The organism is Pseudomonas khavaziana (assembly GCF_019145205.1).
GTDB classification, from domain to species: domain Bacteria; phylum Pseudomonadota; class Gammaproteobacteria; order Pseudomonadales; family Pseudomonadaceae; genus Aquipseudomonas; species Aquipseudomonas khavaziana.
In genome coordinates this window covers 109,594-128,608 of record NZ_JAHSTT010000015.1, presented here as the reverse complement: position 1 = coordinate 128,608, position 19,015 = coordinate 109,594, and the positions used below count along the sequence as shown (strand labels likewise).

Here is a 19,015-nt window from a genome sequence, read left to right as displayed (position 1 = left end):
ATAATTCCAACAGGAGTCGCCATTATGAGTCAGCCCAAGCTTCTCGACACCCCGCTCTACGCGCTCCTGCACAAGGACGACATTCGCGGTTTCAATCAGGAACGCCCTGAGGGTGGCCCCATCGACATGCGTGGTGGCGACTTCCGGGGCTTGGACCTGCGCGACCTGAACGCCAAGGATGTTGACTTCACCGACGCCTATTTCCGTTCGGCCGACCTACGCGGCCTGGATTTACGCGATTGCTCGCTGGAGGGCGCCAGTCTGGCCCACGCGCAGATTTCGGGGACTTATTTCCCACCCGAGCTCACAGCTGACGAGATTCTGATGTCAGTCAATTTCGGTACGCGCCTGCGCTACCGCACCAAGTAACCGTCACCCAGAACCCCGGCAAGTCCCAGGCGTGCCGGGCGATTGCCGCCTGCCTGTCGCTACAGCCATCACACCATTCTTATAAGCTTTTCGCCTGCTTCTGACCAAAGAACCACGCTTTTCCTACTGAGCGCTACACTCATTTTCAGGCTGCCTGGTCACGACACCCACCGCACCATTCGGCCGTTGCAAGGAGGCTTGATGAACGATGAGCTGCAACACCTGAAAAACCTGGGCAAGACGTCAGCGCAGTGGCTGCATGCGGTGGGCATCCACAGCGCGTCCGACTTGCGTCGCCTGGGAGCGGTCGATGCTTACCGAGCCGTGCGAACTCGCGGCTTTCGAGCATCGAAAGTCCTGCTGTATGCAATTGAAGGCGCACTGATGGATGTGCACTGGAACGACATTCCCACGGAGCGCAAGGAGGCGCTGAACCGTCAGTTGGAGGCTATGTCAACCCGCCAGAAAAACTAGATCAGCGTTCAAACCCAATGTTTACGGGCATTACAAACGAGCGTTTGAGAAAACTGGATGGGCATGCAAAAACAAATGTTGACTCTCAAATGAGAATCGTTATGATTATCACAACTGATCGCGAGATCAGCCGATAACTGAAAGACCATTGGTTCGGACTCTCAGATTATCTCCTCATCAGGCTAATCACGGTTATTTGACCCGGCTCTTGCCGGGTCTTTTTTTGCCCGCACATAACTGAGCTCAGCGCGCAATAATCAGCGGGTGCCCCCGCTCCGGATGTGGTTGTACCAGTACGTCCAAGCCAAAGACGGCCTTGAGCGGTTCAGGTTGCAGGACTTTAGAGGGCGTATCCATGGCATGGGGGCGTCCGTCTTTCAGCAACAGGATTCGGTCGCAGTAACGCGCGGCCAGGTTCAAGTCATGCAGGATCACCAGCACGGCAGCGCCTTTGTTGGCAAAGCTGCGAATGGCCTGCAATGTGGTGTGCTGATGCAAAGGATCGAGCATCGACGTCGGCTCATCCAACAACAACGTCTGCCCCGCCTCACCTGGCCATAACTGCGCCAATACCCGCGCGAGATGCACACGCTGCCGCTCGCCCCCCGACAAAGCCAGGTAACTGCGGCCACTCAAGTGGCCGACATCCGCCGCTTGCAGCGCCGCATTGATGATTTCGTCATCGCGCACTCGCCCGGTCTGATGTGGCAAACGCCCCATGCCCACCACCTCTTCGACACGAAAAGCAAAATCCAGGGTTGAGCTTTGCGGTAACACCGCCAGGCGCTGGGCTCGCTGGGCGCCGCCCAGGCTCTTCAACTCTTGCTGATCCAGCCACACTCTGCCCTGATCAGGCTGCAACTCCCCGCAAAGCGCCCCCAGCAAGGTACTTTTGCCGGCACCGTTCGGCCCCAGCACGCCCAGTACTTCGCCCGGCAACAGGTCCAAGGTGACATCGGCCAGCACGGTTTTACGCCCACGCCGTATCTGCAACGCATCAACTCGTAGCATCAGGCGCGCCCCCGCAGTAACAGGTAGAGGAAAAATGGCGCACCGATAAATGCAGTAACAATACCAATCGGCAGCTCCGCGGGCGCCAGCGCCAAGCGTGCCACCAGGTCCGCAAACAACAACAAACTCGCCCCTGCCAGCACCGAGGCCGGTAGCAGCACCCGATGATCCGGCCCCGCCAGCAGCCGTACCAGGTGCGGCACCACCAAGCCAACAAAACCAATCATCCCTGCCGCCGCCACCGCCGCACCAACGCCCAAGGCCGTGCAGAACACCAACTCACGCTTGAGCCCCTCTACATCAATGCCCAGATGATTGGCCTCGGACTCTCCCAACAACAGTGCATTCAATGCCTTCGCCCGACGCGGTAACCACAGCGCCACGCCCGCGCTCACCAGCAGCAAGGGCCACAACCGCGAATAGCTCGCACCATTGAGGCTGCCGAGGTTCCAGAACGTCAGGGTGCGCAAAGTGGCGTCATCGGCCAAATAGGTAAACAGCCCGACCGCCGAACTGGCCAGCGCCGTAAGCGCGATACCGGCAAGCAGCATCGTCGCAACATTCGTCTGGCCATTGCGACGCCCCAGCCGATAGACCAGCGCCGTGACGCCCAGGCCACCGAGAAATGCGCACAACGACAACAGGTACGGCCCGAAGGCATCCGGCAGCCCGCCAAAAAACGAACTGCCGACAATCGCCACCGCCGCCCCCAATGCTGCGCCGCTGGACACCCCCACCAACCCAGGATCGGCCAGCGGGTTGCGAAACAATCCCTGCATCGCTACGCCTGACAACGCAAGCACCCCGCCGACCGCAAGGCCCAGCAAAGTTCGTGGCAGGCGAATCTGCCCCAGGATCAACTCGGCTTGTTCCAAGCCTGCCGCTTCAATCGGCACCCCCATCAGCCTTAAAGCGGCCCTGAGCGTGTCCACCAATGGCAGGCTGACCGGGCCCAGGGCCAATGAGAGCCAGATCGCCAATAGACATAACAGCGACAGCCCGATGAACAGTGTTTTCGGCTTAACCAGAGTGGTCATGGAGCAGGCTTGACCTGGGACGGATAAAACCCGGCGGACAGCTTCACCAGGCTTTGTGGCAACCGCGGCCCCAGGCCACCCACCAGCAGGGTCGGATCCAGCTCAAACACTCGCCCGCTCTTGGCTGCAGGTGTAGACGCAAGGATCGGATTTTCCTTGAACAAGGCTGCCCGCGCCGCATCGCCGGTGAGGGCGCGATCAGCAAACACCAGCACCTCCGGGCTCAACCCTGCCAGCGACTCCACTGAAAACGGTTTGTAGCCCGTGTGCGTGGCCAGATTACGCCCGCCGGCCTGCTGCAACAGCCAATCGGCGGCCGTGTCCTTGCCAGCAACCAGCGGCTTGCCACCGGCATTGCCCAGCAACAACAGAACGCCCGGCGCCTTTTGCGTGGCCTGGGCCTTGGCCACCCAATTCTTTTGCTGCTCAAGCGCCTGCTCATATCCGGCAAACAGCGTGTTGGCCTTGGCCTCACTGCCGAGCAACTTCCCCAGGTGTTGAAGGTTGTCTTTCAAGGTCGGCAGATCCGGCTGGGCCGAGAACATATCCACCTGCACGCCAGCATTGCGAATCTGCGCCAGTACCGGTGGTGGCCCCATTTCCTCGGTGCCCACGAGGATTTGCGGCTGCAGGCTGAGAATACCCTCGGCCGACAATTGGCGTTGATAGCCAATGCTCGGCAACACCTTGAGCGACTCGGGATGCTGACTGGTGGTATCCACCCCAACCAATTTCGATTCACCGCCCAGCGCCGCTACCCACTCCGATAGCGCTCCTCCGGCACTGACCCAGCGCTGTGGCAGCTCAGAGGCTTGCGCCCCGTGGTTGACCAGCAGTGAGGCAACAAGCGCAATGGCGCTGGTACTCAGACGCATAACAGGGTTTCCTTCCTAGGCAGGGCCACTCAAGCACTCATCGATGTGACAGATAATCCCTGCCAGGCATCGTATTGAGCACCCAGTCAGCTGACGGGCGAAGCGGGCATTTGATAATTGTTTGCATTTGAACGTCAAGGCACTTAAGGATTGAAATGAAGTTTCTCTGCGCCTCAGGCGACCTCGCCCCCAACAGCAGCCGCGGTTTTGAGATCGATGGCTGCAAGCTGTTGGCTGTACGCCGAGACGGCGTTGCCTACTTCTATCTCAACCGCTGCCCCCATCGCGGTATCCCGCTGGAATGGCAGCCCGACCGCTTCCTCGACGCCAGCGACAGCCTGATCCAATGCGCCACCCATGGTGCGCTGTTCCTGATCGAAAACGGTGAATGCATCGCCGGCCCCTGCGCAGGCCAGAGCCTCACGGCCCTGCCTGGTCGGGAAGACGCACAGGGATTATGGGTAGAACTCTAGCTACCAAGCAGCACATGCAATGGACGCTCGATGTAAATCTCTTGCGGCGTAACCCGTACGCCGTATGCCAGCACCTCGACGCCCGCGGCCTTGGCCTCACGTAAAGCGCCAGCGTAGGCAGCGTCGATTTCCACGGCGGGGCGCACCGCATCGATTCCCGATAGATTCACGCAATACAATTGCACCGCTCGCACACCTGTTCGTGACAGGTAAGCCAGCTCTCTCAGGTGCTTGGCCCCGCGCTGCGTCACTGCATCAGGAAAGGCCGCCACCGAAGTGTCGTCAAAGCCCAAGGTCACGCTTTTGACTTCGACGAACGCGGCACCCTGCGGGTAATCCAGGCGAAAATCGATCCGGCTCTTCTCCTGACCATAAGGTACTTCACGCTTCAACGCCGTGAAGCCATTGAGTTCAGTAATCACACCGGCACGCAGTGCTTCTTCCACCAACTGATTGGCGCGTGCCGTGTTGACACATGCCAGCCGTCCCTGAGGCGTTTCAGCAATTTCCCAAGTGCCCGGCAACTTGCGCTTGGGATCGGAGGAACGACTGAACCAGACCTGGCCACCTTCGACCATGCAATTGAGCATCGAGCCAGTGTTCGGGCAGTGAATGGTGAGCAACTCGCCGGTAACCGTTTCGATATCGGTGAGAAAACGCTTGTAGCGACGAATAAGTCGCGCTTCTTCGAGAGGGGGATCAAATCGCATCAGCCTTGCCAACTCCGCAAACCACGGGCGATGCGCTCAACCGCCTCTTGTAGCCGATCAAGGTTTTGAGTGTAGGCAAAACGCACATGGTGACCGGCTTGATAACGGCCAAAGTCCAACCCAGGCGTAAAGGCCACATGCTCGGTTTCGAGAAAATGACGGCAGAACGCGAAGGCATCACCGCCAAACGCGCTGACATCGGCGTACAAGTAGAAGGCACCCTCCGGCTCTACGGCAATGCCGAATCCCAACTCGCGCAATGCAGGCAGCAAGAAGTCGCGACGCCGACCAAATTCAGCGCGGCGCTCTTCAAGAATGCCCAGGGTTTGCGGGGTGAAACAGGCCAAGGCGGCGTATTGGGCCATGCTCGGCGCGCTGATGTAGAGGTTTTGCGCCAATTTCTCCAATTCACTGACCGCGTCCGGGGGCGCTACCAGCCAACCCAGACGCCAACCTGTCATACCGAAATACTTCGAAAAACTATTCAGGACAAAGGCATCATCGTCGACTTCCAGCACGCTGGCGGCGTCGGTGCCGTAGGTCAACCCATGGTAGATCTCGTCGACCACCAAGTGTCCGTTGCGTGCCTTGATTGCATCGGACAGCCCGGCCAATTCGCCCCGCGTAAGAATAGTCCCGGTGGGATTGGCCGGAGACGCGACCAGCGCCCCCACACTGTCCTGGTCCCAATGCCTGGCAACCAGGTCTGCGGTCAATTGGTAACGCACCTCCGGCCCCACCGGCACCAACTGGGCCGCGCCTTCTACCAAGCGCAGAAAATGTCGGTTGCAAGGATACCCCGGGTCCGCCAGCAACCAGTGCTTGCCTGGGTCTACCAGCAGGCTGCTCGCCAACAACAAGGCGCCGGAGCCACCGGGGGTAATCAGAATGCGCTCGGGATCGACACTCAAGCCATAACGCTGCTGATAAAACCCGCTGATGGCCTCGCGCAATTCCGGCAACCCACGGGCGGCGGTATAGCGGGTCTTGCCGTTCGCCAGTGCGGCCTGGCCGGCCTGGATGATCGGTTCGGCCGTGGTGAAGTCCGGCTCGCCGATTTCCAGGTGGATCACATCATGGCCGGCGGCCTGCAGCTCATTGGCCCGTGCCAGTAACGCCATGACATGAAAAGGTTCGATAGCGCGACTGCGCGCACTGTAGGGCTGAGCCATTAGCCTTCCTTAACGGTGAGGACAAAATCAGGATTCTACAGAACCCTCGCGGTAAAACATGCTCTATTGCCTGCTCGGCCATCCAAGATGAGCCCGGCAGGCGCCTGTAAAACGACTAAAATCAACATTCGAGCGGGTACATCCCCAGCCATGGCGGGCTGTTGCAGTTTGCAACCCCTTTTGCCGTGGAGCTCGACAACCGGGAGTGGCGCACCCTGAATCTATCTGGTAAGTTCGCCCGCTTGCAGCCGCAGGGCCGGCAGGTGTCGGTGACGTTGCAATCCTGCGCAATGGATTAGAAGAGTGAGAGGCGGTCTATTCATGTCCACCCAAGCAAAGCAACAGAGCATCAGCGGCTTCCAACCCTACGTTGAGTCGAAGGGCGAGGAATACATGGGCAAGCCCATGCGCGAGCACTTCTCCAAAATCCTGAAGCAGTGGAAACAGGACTTGATGCAGGAAGTCGACCGCACGGTTGACCATATGAAGGACGAAGCAGCCAATTTCCCGGACCCGGCCGACCGTGCCAGCCAGGAAGAGGAATTCGCCCTCGAACTGCGCGCCCGTGATCGCGAGCGCAAGCTGATCAAGAAGATCGACAAGACCCTGCAACTGATCGAAGACGAGGAATATGGCTGGTGCGAATCCTGCGGCGTCGAGATCGGTATTCGCCGCCTGGAAGCCCGCCCAACCGCGGACCTGTGCGTAGACTGCAAGACCTTGGCTGAAATCAAGGAAAAACAGGTCGGCAAATAACCCTGCCGAACTGAACGAATGGGGCGTGCAAAACGCCCCATTTTTGTTTCTGGCGTTTACCGCTTTTGCAGTAGTATCCGGCCCATGACAGCCTCTACCTATATCGGGCGTTTCGCCCCCACGCCCAGCGGCCATTTGCATTTCGGCTCACTGGTAGCCGCCCTCGCCTCCTACCTAGACGCTCGCGTCCACCACGGTCGCTGGTTGATGCGCATGGAAGACCTCGATCCACCGCGTGAAGAGCCCGGCGCCCAGGCAGCGATCCTGCATGCCTTGGAAAGCTACGGCTTTGAATGGGATGGTGATCTGGTCCGACAGAGCGAGCGGCATGATGGCTACGCCAAAGTGCTGAATGACTTGTTCAACCACGGCCTGGCGTACGCCTGCACATGCTCACGTAAACAGCTGGAACCCTATAACGGGATTTACCCCGGCCTGTGCCGCAATGCCGGCCACGATCAGCAAGACGCCGCCATCCGTCTGCGCGTGCCCGAACTGCAATACCACTTTACTGATCGCGTACAGGGCGAGTTCCGACAGCATTTGGGGCGCGATGCAGGCGATTTCATCATCCGTCGCCGCGATGGCCTTTACGCCTACCAATTGGCCGTGGTCCTTGATGACGCATGGCAAGGGGTTACCGATATCGTGCGCGGCGCCGACTTGCTCGACTCCACACCACGCCAGCTGTACCTGCAAGAGCTGCTGGGCCTGCGCCAACCGCGTTACCTGCATGTGCCGCTGATCGTCCAGCCGGACGGCCATAAGCTGGGCAAGTCCTACCGTTCGCCGCCGTTGACGGTCGACCAGGCCACGCCGTTGCTGCTGCGGGCACTGCGCGCCCTTGGCCAGCCAGCCGGCGATGAACTGCTGCACGCCAGCCCACGGGAACTGCTGGATTGGGGCATTGCGCACTGGGACGCCACCCGCATCCCGCGCACATTGACGTTGGCCGAAGCGCAATTGCGTTGAAGGCGCTTGCAGGTTGCCAGCCATCCGTTACCATCGCCGCAGATTTTTAATCAGAGGCCAACATGTACATCTATCGATTGGTCCTGCTGCTGGTCGTCGGGATCTACCTGTTTTCCCCCGCCATCATGGATTGGTGGATCGACGCCACGGGCGCCTGGTACCGCCCCTATCTGCTGTGGCTGATCCTGATCGTCGTGACCTTCATCCTGCAGAGCCAAAAAGATGCCGATGAGCTTTAGTCTCACCCAGATGCTGCTGATCAGCGCCGCCTACCTGGCTGCGTTGTTCGGTGTGGCCTGGATCAGTGAGCGCGGGATGATTCCGCGGGCGATCATTCGCCATCCGCTGACCTACACCTTGTCCCTGGGCGTGTACGCCAGTGCCTGGGCGTTTTATGGCACGGTAGGCCTGGCCTATCAGTACGGCTACGGCTTTCTTTCCAGCTACCTCGGGGTATCCGGCGCCTTCCTGCTGGCGCCGGTGCTGCTGTACCCGATCCTGAAAATCACCCGTACCTACCAGTTGTCGTCCCTGGCGGACCTATTCGCCTTTCGCTTTCGCAGCACCTGGGCCGGCGCGCTGACCACGATTTTCATGCTGATCGGCGTGCTGCCATTACTGGCCCTGCAAATCCAGGCGGTAGCCGACTCCATCAGCATCCTGACCCGCGAGCCAGTACAACACCTGGTTGCCCTGGCTTTCTGCGCGCTGATCAGCCTGTTTACGATTTTCTTCGGCTCGCGTCATATCGCCACCCGTGAGAAGCACGAAGGCCTGGTGTTTGCGATTGCCTTTGAGTCGGTCATCAAGCTGATCGCCATCGGCGGCGTCGGCCTCTATGCGCTCTACGGTGTGTTCGACGGCCCGCAACAGCTGGAACTCTGGCTGCTGCAAAACCAGACCGCCCTCGCCGCCTTGCATACTCCCTTGCAGGAAGGCCCATGGCGCACGCTGCTGCTGGTGTTCTTCGCCTCGGCAATCGTGATGCCGCACATGTATCACATGACCTTCACCGAGAACCTCAACCCCCGCTCGCTGGTCAGCGCCAGCTGGGGATTACCGCTGTTCCTGCTGCTGATGAGCCTGGCGGTGCCGCTGATCCTGTGGGCCGGCCTGAAACTGGGGGCCACTACTAACCCTGAGTACTTCACCCTGGGCATCGGCATTGCCGCCAACAGCCCGGCCCTGGCGCTGCTGGCATATGTCGGCGGTTTATCGGCGGCCAGCGGGTTGATCATTGTCACTACGCTGGCGCTCTCGGGCATGGCACTCAACCACCTGGTGCTGCCGCTGTACCAGCCGCCGGCCGAAGGCAATATCTACCGCTGGTTGAAATGGACCCGCCGTGCGCTGATCATCGCAATCATCATGGCTGGCTACGGGTTCTACCTGCTGCTTGGCGCCGGGCAAGACCTGGCCAACCTCGGCATCGTCGCGTTTGTCGCCACCTTGCAGTTCCTGCCGGGTGTATTGTCGGTGCTGTACTGGCCGACCGCCAATCGCCGTGGCTTTATTGCCGGGTTACTGGCGGGAATCCTGGTGTGGGTTGTCACCATGCTGCTACCGCTGGTCGGCAATTTGCAGGGTTTCTATATCCCGTTGCTGAACATGATCTACGTGCTCGACGACACCAGCTGGCACATGGCGGCCATTGCCTCGCTGGCCGCCAACGTACTGATGTTCACCTTGATCTCGCTGTTCACCAACGCCAGTCCCGAAGAAACCAGCGCCGCCGAAGCCTGCGCGGTGGACAACGTACGCCGCCCGCAACGCCGCGAGCTGCATGCTGCCTCGCCTCAGGAGTTCGCCACGCAACTGGCCAAGCCCCTGGGCGCGAAGGCCGCGCAAAAGGAAGTCGAGCAGGCACTGCGTGATCTGTACCTTCCATTTGACGAGCGTCGCCCCTACGCCCTGCGGCGTCTGCGCGACCGTATCGAGGCCAACCTCTCCGGCCTGATGGGCCCCAGCGTATCCCAGGACATGGTCGAAACATTCCTGCCCTACAAGGCGGGCGGCGAAAACTACGTCACCGAAGACATCCATTTCATCGAAAGCCGGCTGGAGGATTACCATTCGCGCCTCACCGGCCTGGCCGCCGAGCTCGACGCCCTGCGCCGCTACCATCGCCAGACCCTGCAAGAATTGCCAATGGGCGTCTGCTCCCTGGCCAAGGATCAAGAGATCCTGATGTGGAACAAGGCCATGGAAGAACTCACCGGCATCGCCGCGCAACGGGTGGTGGGTTCGCGGCTTAATACCCTGGGCGATCCTTGGAAAGAACTGCTCCTGGGCTTTATCAACCTGCCCGATGAGCACCTGCATAAACAACACCTGGCCCTCGACGGTCAGACCCGTTGGCTCAACCTGCACAAAGCTGCCATCGATGAGCCCCTTGCGCCGGGTAACAGCGGCCTGGTATTGCTGGTGGAAGACCTGACCGACACACAAATGCTCGAAGACAAACTGGTGCATTCCGAGCGCCTGGCCAGTATTGGCCGCCTCGCAGCCGGCGTGGCCCACGAAATCGGCAACCCGATCACCGGTATCGCCTGCCTGGCGCAGAACCTGCGGGAAGAGCGCGAAGAAGACGGTGAAATCACCGAAATCAGCGGACAAATCCTCGAGCAGACCAAGCGCGTGTCACGCATCGTGCAGTCACTGATGAGCTTCGCCCACTCCGGCGCGCATCAAAACCAGGACGAAGCGGTGTGCCTGGCCGAAGTGGCGCAGGATGCCATTGGGCTTTTGGCCTTGAACCGGCGCAATTTCGAAGTACAGTTCTTCAATCTTTGTGATCCGGAACATTGGGTCGATGGCGACTCACAACGCCTGGCCCAAGTGCTGATCAACCTGCTGTCCAACGCGCGCGATGCGTCACCGGCCGGCAGCGCTGTGCGTGTCAAGAGCGAGGCTTTCGAGCACACGGTCGACCTGATCGTGGAGGACGAAGGCAGCGGCATTCCACAGAACATCATGGACCGATTGTTCGAACCCTTCTTCACCACCAAGGACCCCGGTGAAGGAACCGGTCTGGGCCTTGCACTGGTCTATTCCATCGTTGAAGAGCATTATGGACAAATCACCATCGACAGCCCGGCTGACACCGAAAGCCAACGCGGCACCCGTATACGGGTGACCTTGCCGCGTCATGTCGAAGCGACGTCCGCTGTGAACTGAGACCGTCGAGAGAATTGAATCAATGCCGCACATTTTGATCGTCGAAGACGAAACCATTATCCGCTCTGCCTTGCGTCGCCTGCTTGAACGAAATCAGTACCAGGTCAGCGAAGCCGGCTCGGTGCAGGAAGCCCAAGAGCGATTCAGCATTCCCACGTTCGACCTGATTGTCAGCGACCTGCGCCTGCCCGGTGCCCCGGGCACCGAGCTGATCAAGCTGGGCCAGGGCACCCCGGTGCTGATCATGACCAGCTACGCCAGCCTGCGCTCGGCGGTGGACTCGATGAAGATGGGCGCGGTGGACTACATCGCCAAGCCTTTCGACCACGATGAAATGCTTCAGGCCGTGGCCCGCATCCTGCGTGACCGTCAGTCGGCCAGCAGCGCGCCTGCCGAACAGCGCCCGGCCGGTAAAACGACCAACGGCGCCGACAAGCCAGGTGTCGACAACAGCAATGGCGAGATCGGCATCATCGGCTCCTGCCCACCGATGCAGGATCTGTACAGCAAGATCCGCAAAGTAGCGCCGACCGACTCCAATGTATTGATCCAGGGCGAGTCGGGGACCGGTAAGGAACTGGTAGCCCGCGCCCTGCACAACCTGTCCAAGCGTGCCAAGGCACCGATGATCTCGGTGAACTGCGCGGCGATCCCCGAATCCCTGATCGAGTCCGAATTGTTCGGCCACGAAAAAGGCGCATTCACTGGCGCCAGCGCCGGGCGCGCGGGGTTGGTGGAAGCCGCAGACGGCGGCACCTTGTTCCTCGATGAGATCGGTGAGTTGCCCCTGGAAGCCCAGGCCCGCTTGCTGCGGGTGCTGCAGGAAGGCGAAATTCGACGCGTCGGTTCGGTGCAATCGCAAAAGGTCGATGTGCGACTGATTGCTGCGACACACCGTGACCTCAAGAGCCTGGCCAAGATCGGCCAGTTCCGTGAAGACTTGTATTACCGCCTGCACGTGATCGCCCTCAAGCTGCCGGCCCTGCGCGAGCGCGGCGCCGACGTCAACGAGATCGCCAGTGCATTCCTGTTGCGCCAGAGTGCGCGTATCAACCGTACCGACCTGAAATTCGCCGCAGACGCCGAGCAGGCGATCCGGCATTACTCGTGGCCGGGTAACGTGCGGGAACTGGAGAACGCTGTCGAGCGTGCGGTGATTCTGTCGGAGAGCCCGGAGATTTCCGCCGAGTTGCTGGGTATCGATATCGAGCTCAGTGATCTGGACGACGATGATTTCATTGGCTTGGCCCCGCAACAGGGTGGCGCTAGCAATACCAGCCATGAACCGACGGAAGATTTGTCACTGGAAGACTACTTCCAGCATTTCGTCCTTGAGCATCAGGACCATATGACCGAGACCGAGCTGGCACGCAAGCTCGGGGTGAGTCGCAAATGCCTGTGGGAACGGCGCCAGCGCCTGGGCATTCCACGGCGCAAGACCGGGGTCGCCAGCGAAAGCTGAGGGGTGCGCCCCACCAGGTAACACCTGCTGATGTGAAAAAACTGTTACCGCTGACTTTTCACGTAACAGAAGCCGGGGCTTACGGTAACGAAGCTCCGGCTTTTTTTCGGCCCCGAAAACCACAAAACCACCTCAACACCCCGGTTTTGCTGGCCGGCGCAAAAGTTGGCACGCACCCTGCTATATGCTTAGTACAAAAACAATAACAAGCTTTGTACAAGACAATAAAAATAAGACGAATCGACTCACGCATAACAAAAACAACACGGCGGAGGCGCAGCTAACTGATTCTTTTGGAGAGGCGTTGCATTTGGGGCTTGCCCCGCAACCAGGCCGAGAACAACAAAAACTGCCCTAAGGCAGAGCCTGAACTGGTTGGATCGTAGATCAGCAACACAGCGACCAAAGCAATCCGTTTGCTCTTGACTCCCAATTGGGAGTGTCATGAAGGTGAAGCTTCATGGCGAGGGCGATCAACAAAAACAAGAAGCCCGAAACCAATAATAAAAATAGAGCACGCAACTACTTCTGGGGGAGCTTCGGCTCCCCTTGTAGTTTCCGGCATTTGACGTTCTGAAGCTTATGGCGCAATGCCTGTAGCTTGTTCCTACACCATCCCCCGACTAAATGCTAGAATCCCGGCCCATCATGCGGTCATTCTTCGTTATGGCCGAACATTCCTTCAAACAGTGCATCCCATGCTGAAGAAGTTGTTCCAGTCATTCCGTTCTCCCTTGCGTCGAACGCAACACAAACGCAGCACGCCTGAAGTGCTCAATAGCAGCCAGCATTCACTGCAACGGGCTCAATTCAGCCGTTATGCGGTGAACATCGTCGAACGTTTGCAGAACGCCGGCTACCAGGCTTACCTGGTGGGTGGTTGCGTACGCGACATGCTGCTCAACATCACGCCCAAGGATTTCGACGTCGCCACCAGCGCCACGCCCGAACAAGTGCGTGCCGAGTTCCGTAATGCGCGGATTATCGGCCGGCGCTTCAAGTTGGTGCATATCCACTTTGGACGCGAAATCATTGAGGTGGCCACCTTCCGCGCCGGGCACCCGCAAAACGACGAAGAGGAAGACACCAACCAGTCTTCCCGCAACGAAAGCGGGCGCATCCTGCGCGACAATGTCTACGGCACCCTGGAGGAAGACGCGCAACGTCGCGACTTCACCATCAATGCCTTGTATTACGACCCGGTCAGCGAGCGCATCCTCGATTACGCCAATGGCGTACATGACATCCGCAATAACCTGATCCGTCTGATCGGCGACCCGACGCAGCGCTACCAGGAAGACCCGGTGCGCATGCTGCGTGCCGTGCGCTTCGCGGCCAAGCTCAACTTCGGCATCGAGAAACACACCGCTGCGCCGATTCGCGAGCTGGCGCCAATGCTGCGAGAGATCCCCTCGGCGCGCCTGTTCGAAGAAGTGCTCAAGCTGTTTCTCTCGGGCTATGCCGCCGACACCTTCGAAATGCTTGTCGACCTGCAGTTGTTCGATCCATTGTTCCCGGCCAGCGCCGAGGCCTTGGAATACAACCCGACGTACACCCACACATTGATCAGCGAAGCGTTGGTCAACACTGACCTGCGCATCAAGCAGAACAAACCGGTCACTCCGGCGTTCCTGTTTGCCGCCCTGTTGTGGCCAGCCCTGCCCAAGCGCGTTCTGCGCCTGCAGGACCGTGGTATGCCGCCGATCCCGGCCATGCAGGAAGCGGCACACGAGTTGATCGCCGAACAGTGCCAACGCATCGCCATCCCAAAACGCTTCACTATGCCGATCCGCGAGATCTGGGACATGCAGGAGCGCCTGCCGCGCCGCAGCGGCAAACGCGCCGACCTGTTGCTGGACAACCCGCGTTTCCGTGCCGGCTACGACTTCCTGCTGCTGCGCGAAAGCGCCGGCGAGCAGACCGATGGCCTGGGCGAATGGTGGACCGACTATCAGGACGCCAATGACAGCCAGCGCCGGGAAATGATCCGCGAGCTGGGTAGTAAAGGCGACAGTACCGGTGAAGGGCCGAAAAAGCGGCGCCGCAGCGGTAGCAAGCGTAAACGCAGCAGTGCCGATGCCTCGGGCGCCGCGGGCGAATAAAGGTGGAACGTATCTATATTGGCATGGGCAGCAACCTGGCTGCCCCGCAACAGCAATTGCGCAGCGCGATCAAAGCCCTGGCGCAGTTGCCAGACACCACCCTCTCCGGTGTTTCCGCGTTTTATCAAAGTGACTCCCTGCTCCCGGGCCAACCGCGCTACACCAACGCGGTTGCGGCCCTGGACAGCAGCCTGATGCCGTTGGACCTGCTCGATGCACTGCAAGCCATCGAGAATGATCAGGGCCGCGAACGTCTTGAACGCTGGGGCCCGCGCACACTGGATCTGGATATCCTGCTGTTCGGTGATCGCCTGATCGACGAGCCACGCCTCAAGGTGCCGCACTACCAGATGCATCTGCGGGCGTTTGTGCTTTACCCGCTGGCTGAGCTGGCGCCAGCCGACCTGCAGTTGCCTGACGGGCAAAGCCTCAGCGGCCTGCTTGAAGCCTGCCCATTTGTCGGCCTGGAACGCTTACCTTCGTAGGAGCGAGCTTGCTCGCGAAAATCGCCAACGTTAACGTGCACAACCTGCTTAAACGCGGTGCCCACGCGCTCTTCGCGAGCAAGCGCGCTCCTGCAATCGCGTCAGTAACAGCGGTAACACCGCCTTCGTAACAATGCGGTAACACATCCAATTGACTTCCCGTGTCCTCCTCACGACTATAGGCGTCCCGCTGCCGCCAACCCGGCGCTACAGGGCGCAATCCAGGCCTTATAAGCACTGCTTTCAAGACAGTGCGCCTGTATAAACGAAGACTCACGCGCGTTACTCGCTGTTTCCAAGCGCCTGAACGAGGACCCTTTTCATGCCAGACATTACCCTGACCACCTTGCAGAGCCTCAAACTCAAAGGTGAAAAAATCACCATGCTGACGTGCTATGACGCCACCTTCGCCAACGCCTGTTGCCAGGCCGGGGTTGAAGTGTTGTTGGTGGGCGACTCCCTGGGCATGGTTCTTCAAGGGAATGACAGCACCCTGCCCGTGACCACCGATGAACTTGCCTACCACACCGCCAGCGTCAAGCGTGGCAACGACGGCGCCTTGATCATCGCCGACCTGCCGTTCATGGGGTACGCCACGCTGGAGCAAACCTTCCAGAACGCCGGCAAGCTCATGCAGGCCGGCGCCCACATGATCAAGGTCGAGGGTGCAGTGTGGTTGGCCGAGTCGATCCGGCTGCTGGCTGAACGCGGCGTACCGGTATGCGCACACATGGGCCTGACACCACAGTCAGTGAACATCCTCGGCGGCTACAAGGTGCAGGGCCGCAATGAAGCCCAGGCGCGCCAGATGCGCGCCGACGCAATCGCCCTGGAACAAGCCGGTGCTGCGATGATTGTGCTGGAGTGCGTGCCCAGCGAATTGGCCGCAGAAATCACCCAGGCCGTCAAAGTGCCGGTGATCGGCATTGGCGCCGGTTCCGCCACTGATGGCCAGGTGCTGGTGCTGCATGACATGCTCGGCCTGTCGATGACCGGCCACGTGCCGAAGTTCGTGAAGAACTTCATGGCCGGCCAGGACAGTATCCATGCAGCCCTGAGCGCTTACGTTAGCGAGGTCAAAGCCGTCACCTTCCCGGGCATCGAACACGGGTTCTCGGCATGAACACCGTTAAAACCCTACGTGAACTGCGCGCCGCGGTTACCCACGCCCGCAGTGCCGGCAAACGCATCGGCTTTGTGCCCACCATGGGCAATCTGCACAGCGGCCACGCAACCCTGGTGACCAAAGCCGCGCAGCAAGCGGATTTCGTGGTGGCGAGCATCTTCGTCAACCCACTGCAATTCGGTGCCGGTGAAGACCTGGACAAATACCCGCGCACGCTGGCCGCCGATCAGGAAAAGCTCCTGCAAGCCGGCTGCAACCTGCTGTTCGCGCCCACCGTCGAGGAAATGTACCCAGGTGGCATGACCGGCCAGACCCGCGTCAGCGTTCCACAGCTGTCCGAAGGATTGTGTGGTGCCAGCCGCCCAGGGCATTTCGAAGGCGTGGCCACGGTGGTCAGCAAGTTGTTCAACATGGTCCAGCCGGACATCGCCGTATTTGGTCAGAAGGATTACCAACAACTGGCGGTGATCCGCGCCATGGTCCATGACCTGAACATGCCGATCCAGATCATCGGCGAGCCCACCGTACGCGCAGAGGACGGTCTCGCGCTGTCATCGCGCAATGGTTACCTCACCGCGGAGCAACGCGCCGTCGCGCCAGTGCTGTATCGCGCCCTCAACCAGATAGCTACGGCCATCAAAAGCGGTGAGCGTGATTTCGCCAAGCTGCGCGCCGAACAGATCCAGTACATTGAGAACGCCGGGTTGCGCATGGATTACCTGGAAGTACGCCAAGGTGTGCACCTGCGTCCGGCCACCGCGCAGGACCGTGATGTGGTGATTCTGGTCGCTGCTTATCTAGGCACGACACGCCTCATTGATAACTTGCACCTGAACCTCGCCTGACCCCTCTTTAATCCACTACCTGTTGCCCCGACCGCCGTGCCGGTATAAAAAAGTACCGGCCACAGCGCAGACAAAGCCAAGACATATCGACACGCTAGGTTTAATGTAATCGCCCTGCGCTACGGTTAGCGCTGTCTGGAACCCAGTGCTTGATATAAGACGGGATGTTCCGGGCTTTGAAGTGTCCTAAAGGCAGTCCCCGTAATAAAAAGGAAACCCGCAGCGATGGCGTACTACCGCACCCCTCATGACGTTACCGCGCTGCCCGCCTGGCAAGCGCTTACCCAACATCGCCAAGCCATGCAGGATTTCAGCATGCGCGACGCGTTCAATGCCGATCCCCAGCGTTTTTCCCAGTTCACCCTGAGCAGCTGCGGACTTTTCCTCGATTACTCGAAAAACCTGATCACCAGCGAAACCCGCGACCTGCTGGTGGGCCTGGCCAAGGAAGTGAACCTCAAAGGCGCGATCGACGCGTTGTACGCCGGTGAGCCGGTCAACTCCTCCGAAGGCCGCCCTGCCCTGCACACTGCCCTGCGCCGCCCGGTGGGCGACAAGCTGTCGGTCAACGGCGTGAACATCATGCCGGACGTGCACAAGGTGCTGAACCAGATCACCGACCTGGTCGGCCGCATACACGATGGCCTGTGGCGTGGCTACACCGAGAAGCCGATCACCGACGTGGTGAACATCGGTATCGGTGGCTCGTTCCTCGGCCCGGAGCTGGTCTCCGAGGCCCTGCTGTCCTACGCCCATAAAGGCGTGCGTTGCCACTACCTGGCGAACATCGACGGCAGCGAGTTTCATGAGCTGACCATGAAGCTGCGCGCCGAGACCACGCTGTTCATCGTTTCGTCGAAATCCTTCAACACCCTCGAAACCCTGAAAAACGCCCAGGCCGCTCGGGCCTGGTACCTGGCCCAGGGCGGCTCGGAAGCCGAGCTGTATCGCCACTTCATCGCCGTTTCCAGCAACAACGCTGCGGCCGTGGCCTTCGGGATTCGCGAAGAAAACATCTTCCCGATGTGGGACTGGGTCGGCGGGCGTTACTCGCTATGGTCCGCCATCGGCTTGCCAATTGCCCTGGCCATCGGCATGTCCAACTTCAAGGAATTGCTGTCCGGTGCCTACACCATGGACCAGCATTTCCAGAACGCCCCGTTCGAAGCCAACATGCCGGTACTACTGGGCTTGCTCGGCGTGTGGTACGGCAACTTCTGGGGTGCGCAGAGCCATGCGATCCTGCCGTACGACCATTACCTGCGTAACATCACCAAGCATTTGCAACAGCTGGACATGGAATCCAATGGCAAGAGCGTGCGCCAGGATGGCACGCCGGTGTCCACCGATACCGGCCCGGTGATCTGGGGCGGCGTAGGCTGCAACGGGCAGCACGCTTACCACCAGTTGCTGCACCAAGGGACCCAACTGATCCCGGCCGACTTCATCGTGCCGATCGTCAGCTTCAACCCGGTGTCAGACCACCATCAGTGGCTGTACGCCAACTGCCTGTCCCAGAGCCAGGCCCTGATGCTCGGTAAGACCCGCAGCGAAGCCGAAGCCGAGCTGCGCGAGAAGGGCCTGCCGGAAGCCGAGGTACAGAAGCTGGCACCGCACAAGGTGATCCCGGGCAACCGTCCGAGCAACACCATCGTGGTCGAACGCATCAGCCCTCGTCGCCTCGGCGCGCTGGTGGCGATGTATGAGCACAAGGTGTTCGTGCAGAGCGTTGTCTGGGGCATCAACGCCTTCGACCAATGGGGCGTGGAACTTGGCAAGGAGCTGGGCAAAGGCGTTTACAACCGTCTGACCGGCGCCGAAGAAACCTTGGCAGATGATGCCTCGACCCAGGGCCTGATCAACTACTTCCGCGGTCGCCACCGCGGCTGAAGCTGGCCTCAAGGCCAACGTGCGTTTGGACGTTGGCCTTGAACCCACCTGCCACAGGGTGCATCTTTATTACTTGTCG

General features: G+C 59.9%; 17 protein-coding genes and 1 pseudogene. 13 read left to right on the top strand and 5 right to left on the bottom strand.

From position 1 onward, the window contains the following. Positions 1–24 precede the first annotated feature (24 nt). Complete coding sequence (locus KVH01_RS25855) at positions 25–369, top strand: pentapeptide repeat-containing protein (RefSeq protein WP_046069532.1); 345 nt, start codon at positions 25–27, stop codon at positions 367–369. Positions 370–570: 201 nt separating this feature from the next. Further along, complete coding sequence (locus KVH01_RS25850; RefSeq protein ID WP_043050599.1) at positions 571–843, top strand: TfoX/Sxy family protein; 273 nt, start codon at positions 571–573, stop codon at positions 841–843. A 243-nt stretch (positions 844–1,086) separates the two neighbouring features. Here KVH01_RS25850 and KVH01_RS25845 read toward each other — a convergent pair. The 3 genes and pseudogenes from KVH01_RS25845 to KVH01_RS25835 all read right to left on the bottom strand — a co-directional run. After that, positions 1,087–1,806 (bottom strand): annotated as a pseudogene (locus KVH01_RS25845) (heme ABC transporter ATP-binding protein); the annotation flags it as partial. A gap of 47 nt (positions 1,807–1,853) precedes the next feature. Beyond that, the gene (locus KVH01_RS25840; protein ID WP_217883371.1) at positions 1,854–2,891 is read right to left on the bottom strand and encodes a FecCD family ABC transporter permease; all 1,038 of its coding nucleotides are present in this window, start codon (positions 2,889–2,891) and stop codon (positions 1,854–1,856) included. Continuing rightward, a complete protein-coding gene (locus KVH01_RS25835) occupies positions 2,888–3,766 on the bottom strand; it encodes a heme/hemin ABC transporter substrate-binding protein (RefSeq protein WP_217883370.1) in 879 nt (292 codons plus the stop codon). The genes KVH01_RS25840 and KVH01_RS25835 overlap by 4 nt, the downstream gene beginning before the upstream one ends. Before the next feature lie 155 nt (positions 3,767–3,921). Here KVH01_RS25835 and KVH01_RS25830 point away from each other — a divergent pair, with 155 nt between their 5' ends. Beyond that, on the top strand, positions 3,922–4,239 hold the full coding sequence (locus tag KVH01_RS25830; RefSeq protein ID WP_217883369.1) for a Rieske (2Fe-2S) protein: 318 nt from the start codon (positions 3,922–3,924) through the stop codon (positions 4,237–4,239). On the opposite strand, the gene sfsA is transcribed toward KVH01_RS25830, so the two are convergent. Next, positions 4,236–4,949, bottom strand: a complete 714-nt coding sequence (sfsA, locus tag KVH01_RS25825; RefSeq protein WP_043050604.1) for a DNA/RNA nuclease SfsA — start codon at positions 4,947–4,949, stop codon at positions 4,236–4,238. The genes KVH01_RS25830 and sfsA overlap by 4 nt on opposite strands. Then, positions 4,949–6,121, bottom strand: coding sequence for a pyridoxal phosphate-dependent aminotransferase (locus KVH01_RS25820; protein ID WP_217883368.1), 1,173 nt, complete (start codon positions 6,119–6,121; stop codon positions 4,949–4,951). The genes sfsA and KVH01_RS25820 overlap by 1 nt, the downstream gene beginning before the upstream one ends. A 321-nt stretch (positions 6,122–6,442) precedes the next feature. Here KVH01_RS25820 and dksA point away from each other — a divergent pair, with 321 nt between their 5' ends. From dksA to pgi, 10 genes are all read left to right on the top strand, one after another. Then, entirely contained in the window at positions 6,443–6,877 is a 435-nt protein-coding gene (gene dksA, locus KVH01_RS25815) for an RNA polymerase-binding protein DksA (protein WP_005791430.1), read from the top strand. Between the two features lie 84 nt (positions 6,878–6,961). Further along, on the top strand, positions 6,962–7,849 hold the full coding sequence (gene gluQRS / locus KVH01_RS25810) for a tRNA glutamyl-Q(34) synthetase GluQRS (RefSeq protein WP_217883367.1): 888 nt from the start codon (positions 6,962–6,964) through the stop codon (positions 7,847–7,849). 62 nt (positions 7,850–7,911) lie between these two features. Continuing rightward, positions 7,912–8,088, top strand: coding sequence for a hypothetical protein (locus KVH01_RS25805; protein WP_003176118.1), 177 nt, complete (start codon positions 7,912–7,914; stop codon positions 8,086–8,088). Continuing rightward, complete coding sequence (locus KVH01_RS25800) at positions 8,072–11,026, top strand: sensor histidine kinase (RefSeq protein WP_161796521.1); 2,955 nt, start codon at positions 8,072–8,074, stop codon at positions 11,024–11,026. Before KVH01_RS25805 ends, KVH01_RS25800 begins: the two co-directional genes overlap by 17 nt. Before the next feature lie 22 nt (positions 11,027–11,048). Then, positions 11,049–12,488 carry a sigma-54-dependent transcriptional regulator gene (locus KVH01_RS25795; protein ID WP_043050608.1) on the top strand — a complete coding sequence of 480 codons (1,440 nt, stop codon included), beginning with the start codon at positions 11,049–11,051 and terminating at the stop codon, positions 12,486–12,488. Positions 12,489–13,186: 698 nt separating this feature from the next. Then, on the top strand, positions 13,187–14,590 hold the full coding sequence (locus KVH01_RS25790; RefSeq protein ID WP_124379464.1) for a polynucleotide adenylyltransferase PcnB: 1,404 nt from the start codon (positions 13,187–13,189) through the stop codon (positions 14,588–14,590). Positions 14,591–14,592: 2 nt separating this feature from the next. After that, positions 14,593–15,075: a 2-amino-4-hydroxy-6-hydroxymethyldihydropteridine diphosphokinase gene (folK, locus tag KVH01_RS25785; protein WP_217883366.1), complete on the top strand. Its 483-nt coding sequence runs from the start codon at positions 14,593–14,595 to the stop codon at positions 15,073–15,075. Positions 15,076–15,397: 322 nt separating this feature from the next. Beyond that, a complete protein-coding gene (gene panB, locus KVH01_RS25780; protein WP_043050611.1) occupies positions 15,398–16,198 on the top strand; it encodes a 3-methyl-2-oxobutanoate hydroxymethyltransferase in 801 nt (266 codons plus the stop codon). After that, positions 16,195–17,046 carry a pantoate--beta-alanine ligase gene (gene panC, locus KVH01_RS25775; protein ID WP_043050612.1) on the top strand — a complete coding sequence of 284 codons (852 nt, stop codon included), beginning with the start codon at positions 16,195–16,197 and terminating at the stop codon, positions 17,044–17,046. The genes panB and panC overlap by 4 nt, the downstream gene beginning before the upstream one ends. A 225-nt stretch (positions 17,047–17,271) precedes the next feature. Beyond that, positions 17,272–18,936, top strand: a complete 1,665-nt coding sequence (gene pgi, locus KVH01_RS25770) for a glucose-6-phosphate isomerase (RefSeq protein WP_217883365.1) — start codon at positions 17,272–17,274, stop codon at positions 18,934–18,936. Positions 18,937–19,015 lie beyond the last annotated feature (79 nt).

Excerpts from the sequence above, each read along its gene's own strand:
- KVH01_RS25855 (WP_046069532.1), top strand. The coding sequence starts at position 25 with ATGAGTCAGCCCAAGCTTCTCGACACCCCGCTCTACGCGCTCCTGCAC.
- KVH01_RS25850 (WP_043050599.1), top strand. The coding sequence starts at position 571 with ATGAACGATGAGCTGCAACACCTGAAAAACCTGGGCAAGACGTCAGCG.
- KVH01_RS25840 (WP_217883371.1), bottom strand. The coding sequence starts at position 2,891 with ATGACCACTCTGGTTAAGCCGAAAACACTGTTCATCGGGCTGTCGCTG.
- KVH01_RS25835 (WP_217883370.1), bottom strand. The coding sequence starts at position 3,766 with ATGCGTCTGAGTACCAGCGCCATTGCGCTTGTTGCCTCACTGCTGGTC.
- KVH01_RS25830 (WP_217883369.1), top strand. The coding sequence starts at position 3,922 with ATGAAGTTTCTCTGCGCCTCAGGCGACCTCGCCCCCAACAGCAGCCGC.
- sfsA (WP_043050604.1), bottom strand. The coding sequence starts at position 4,949 with ATGCGATTTGATCCCCCTCTCGAAGAAGCGCGACTTATTCGTCGCTAC.
- KVH01_RS25820 (WP_217883368.1), bottom strand. The coding sequence starts at position 6,121 with ATGGCTCAGCCCTACAGTGCGCGCAGTCGCGCTATCGAACCTTTTCAT.
- dksA (WP_005791430.1), top strand. The coding sequence starts at position 6,443 with ATGTCCACCCAAGCAAAGCAACAGAGCATCAGCGGCTTCCAACCCTAC.
- gluQRS (WP_217883367.1), top strand. The coding sequence starts at position 6,962 with ATGACAGCCTCTACCTATATCGGGCGTTTCGCCCCCACGCCCAGCGGC.
- KVH01_RS25805 (WP_003176118.1), top strand. The coding sequence starts at position 7,912 with ATGTACATCTATCGATTGGTCCTGCTGCTGGTCGTCGGGATCTACCTG.
- KVH01_RS25800 (WP_161796521.1), top strand. The coding sequence starts at position 8,072 with ATGCCGATGAGCTTTAGTCTCACCCAGATGCTGCTGATCAGCGCCGCC.
- KVH01_RS25795 (WP_043050608.1), top strand. The coding sequence starts at position 11,049 with ATGCCGCACATTTTGATCGTCGAAGACGAAACCATTATCCGCTCTGCC.
- KVH01_RS25790 (WP_124379464.1), top strand. The coding sequence starts at position 13,187 with ATGCTGAAGAAGTTGTTCCAGTCATTCCGTTCTCCCTTGCGTCGAACG.
- panB (WP_043050611.1), top strand. The coding sequence starts at position 15,398 with ATGCCAGACATTACCCTGACCACCTTGCAGAGCCTCAAACTCAAAGGT.
- panC (WP_043050612.1), top strand. The coding sequence starts at position 16,195 with ATGAACACCGTTAAAACCCTACGTGAACTGCGCGCCGCGGTTACCCAC.
- pgi (WP_217883365.1), top strand. The coding sequence starts at position 17,272 with ATGGCGTACTACCGCACCCCTCATGACGTTACCGCGCTGCCCGCCTGG.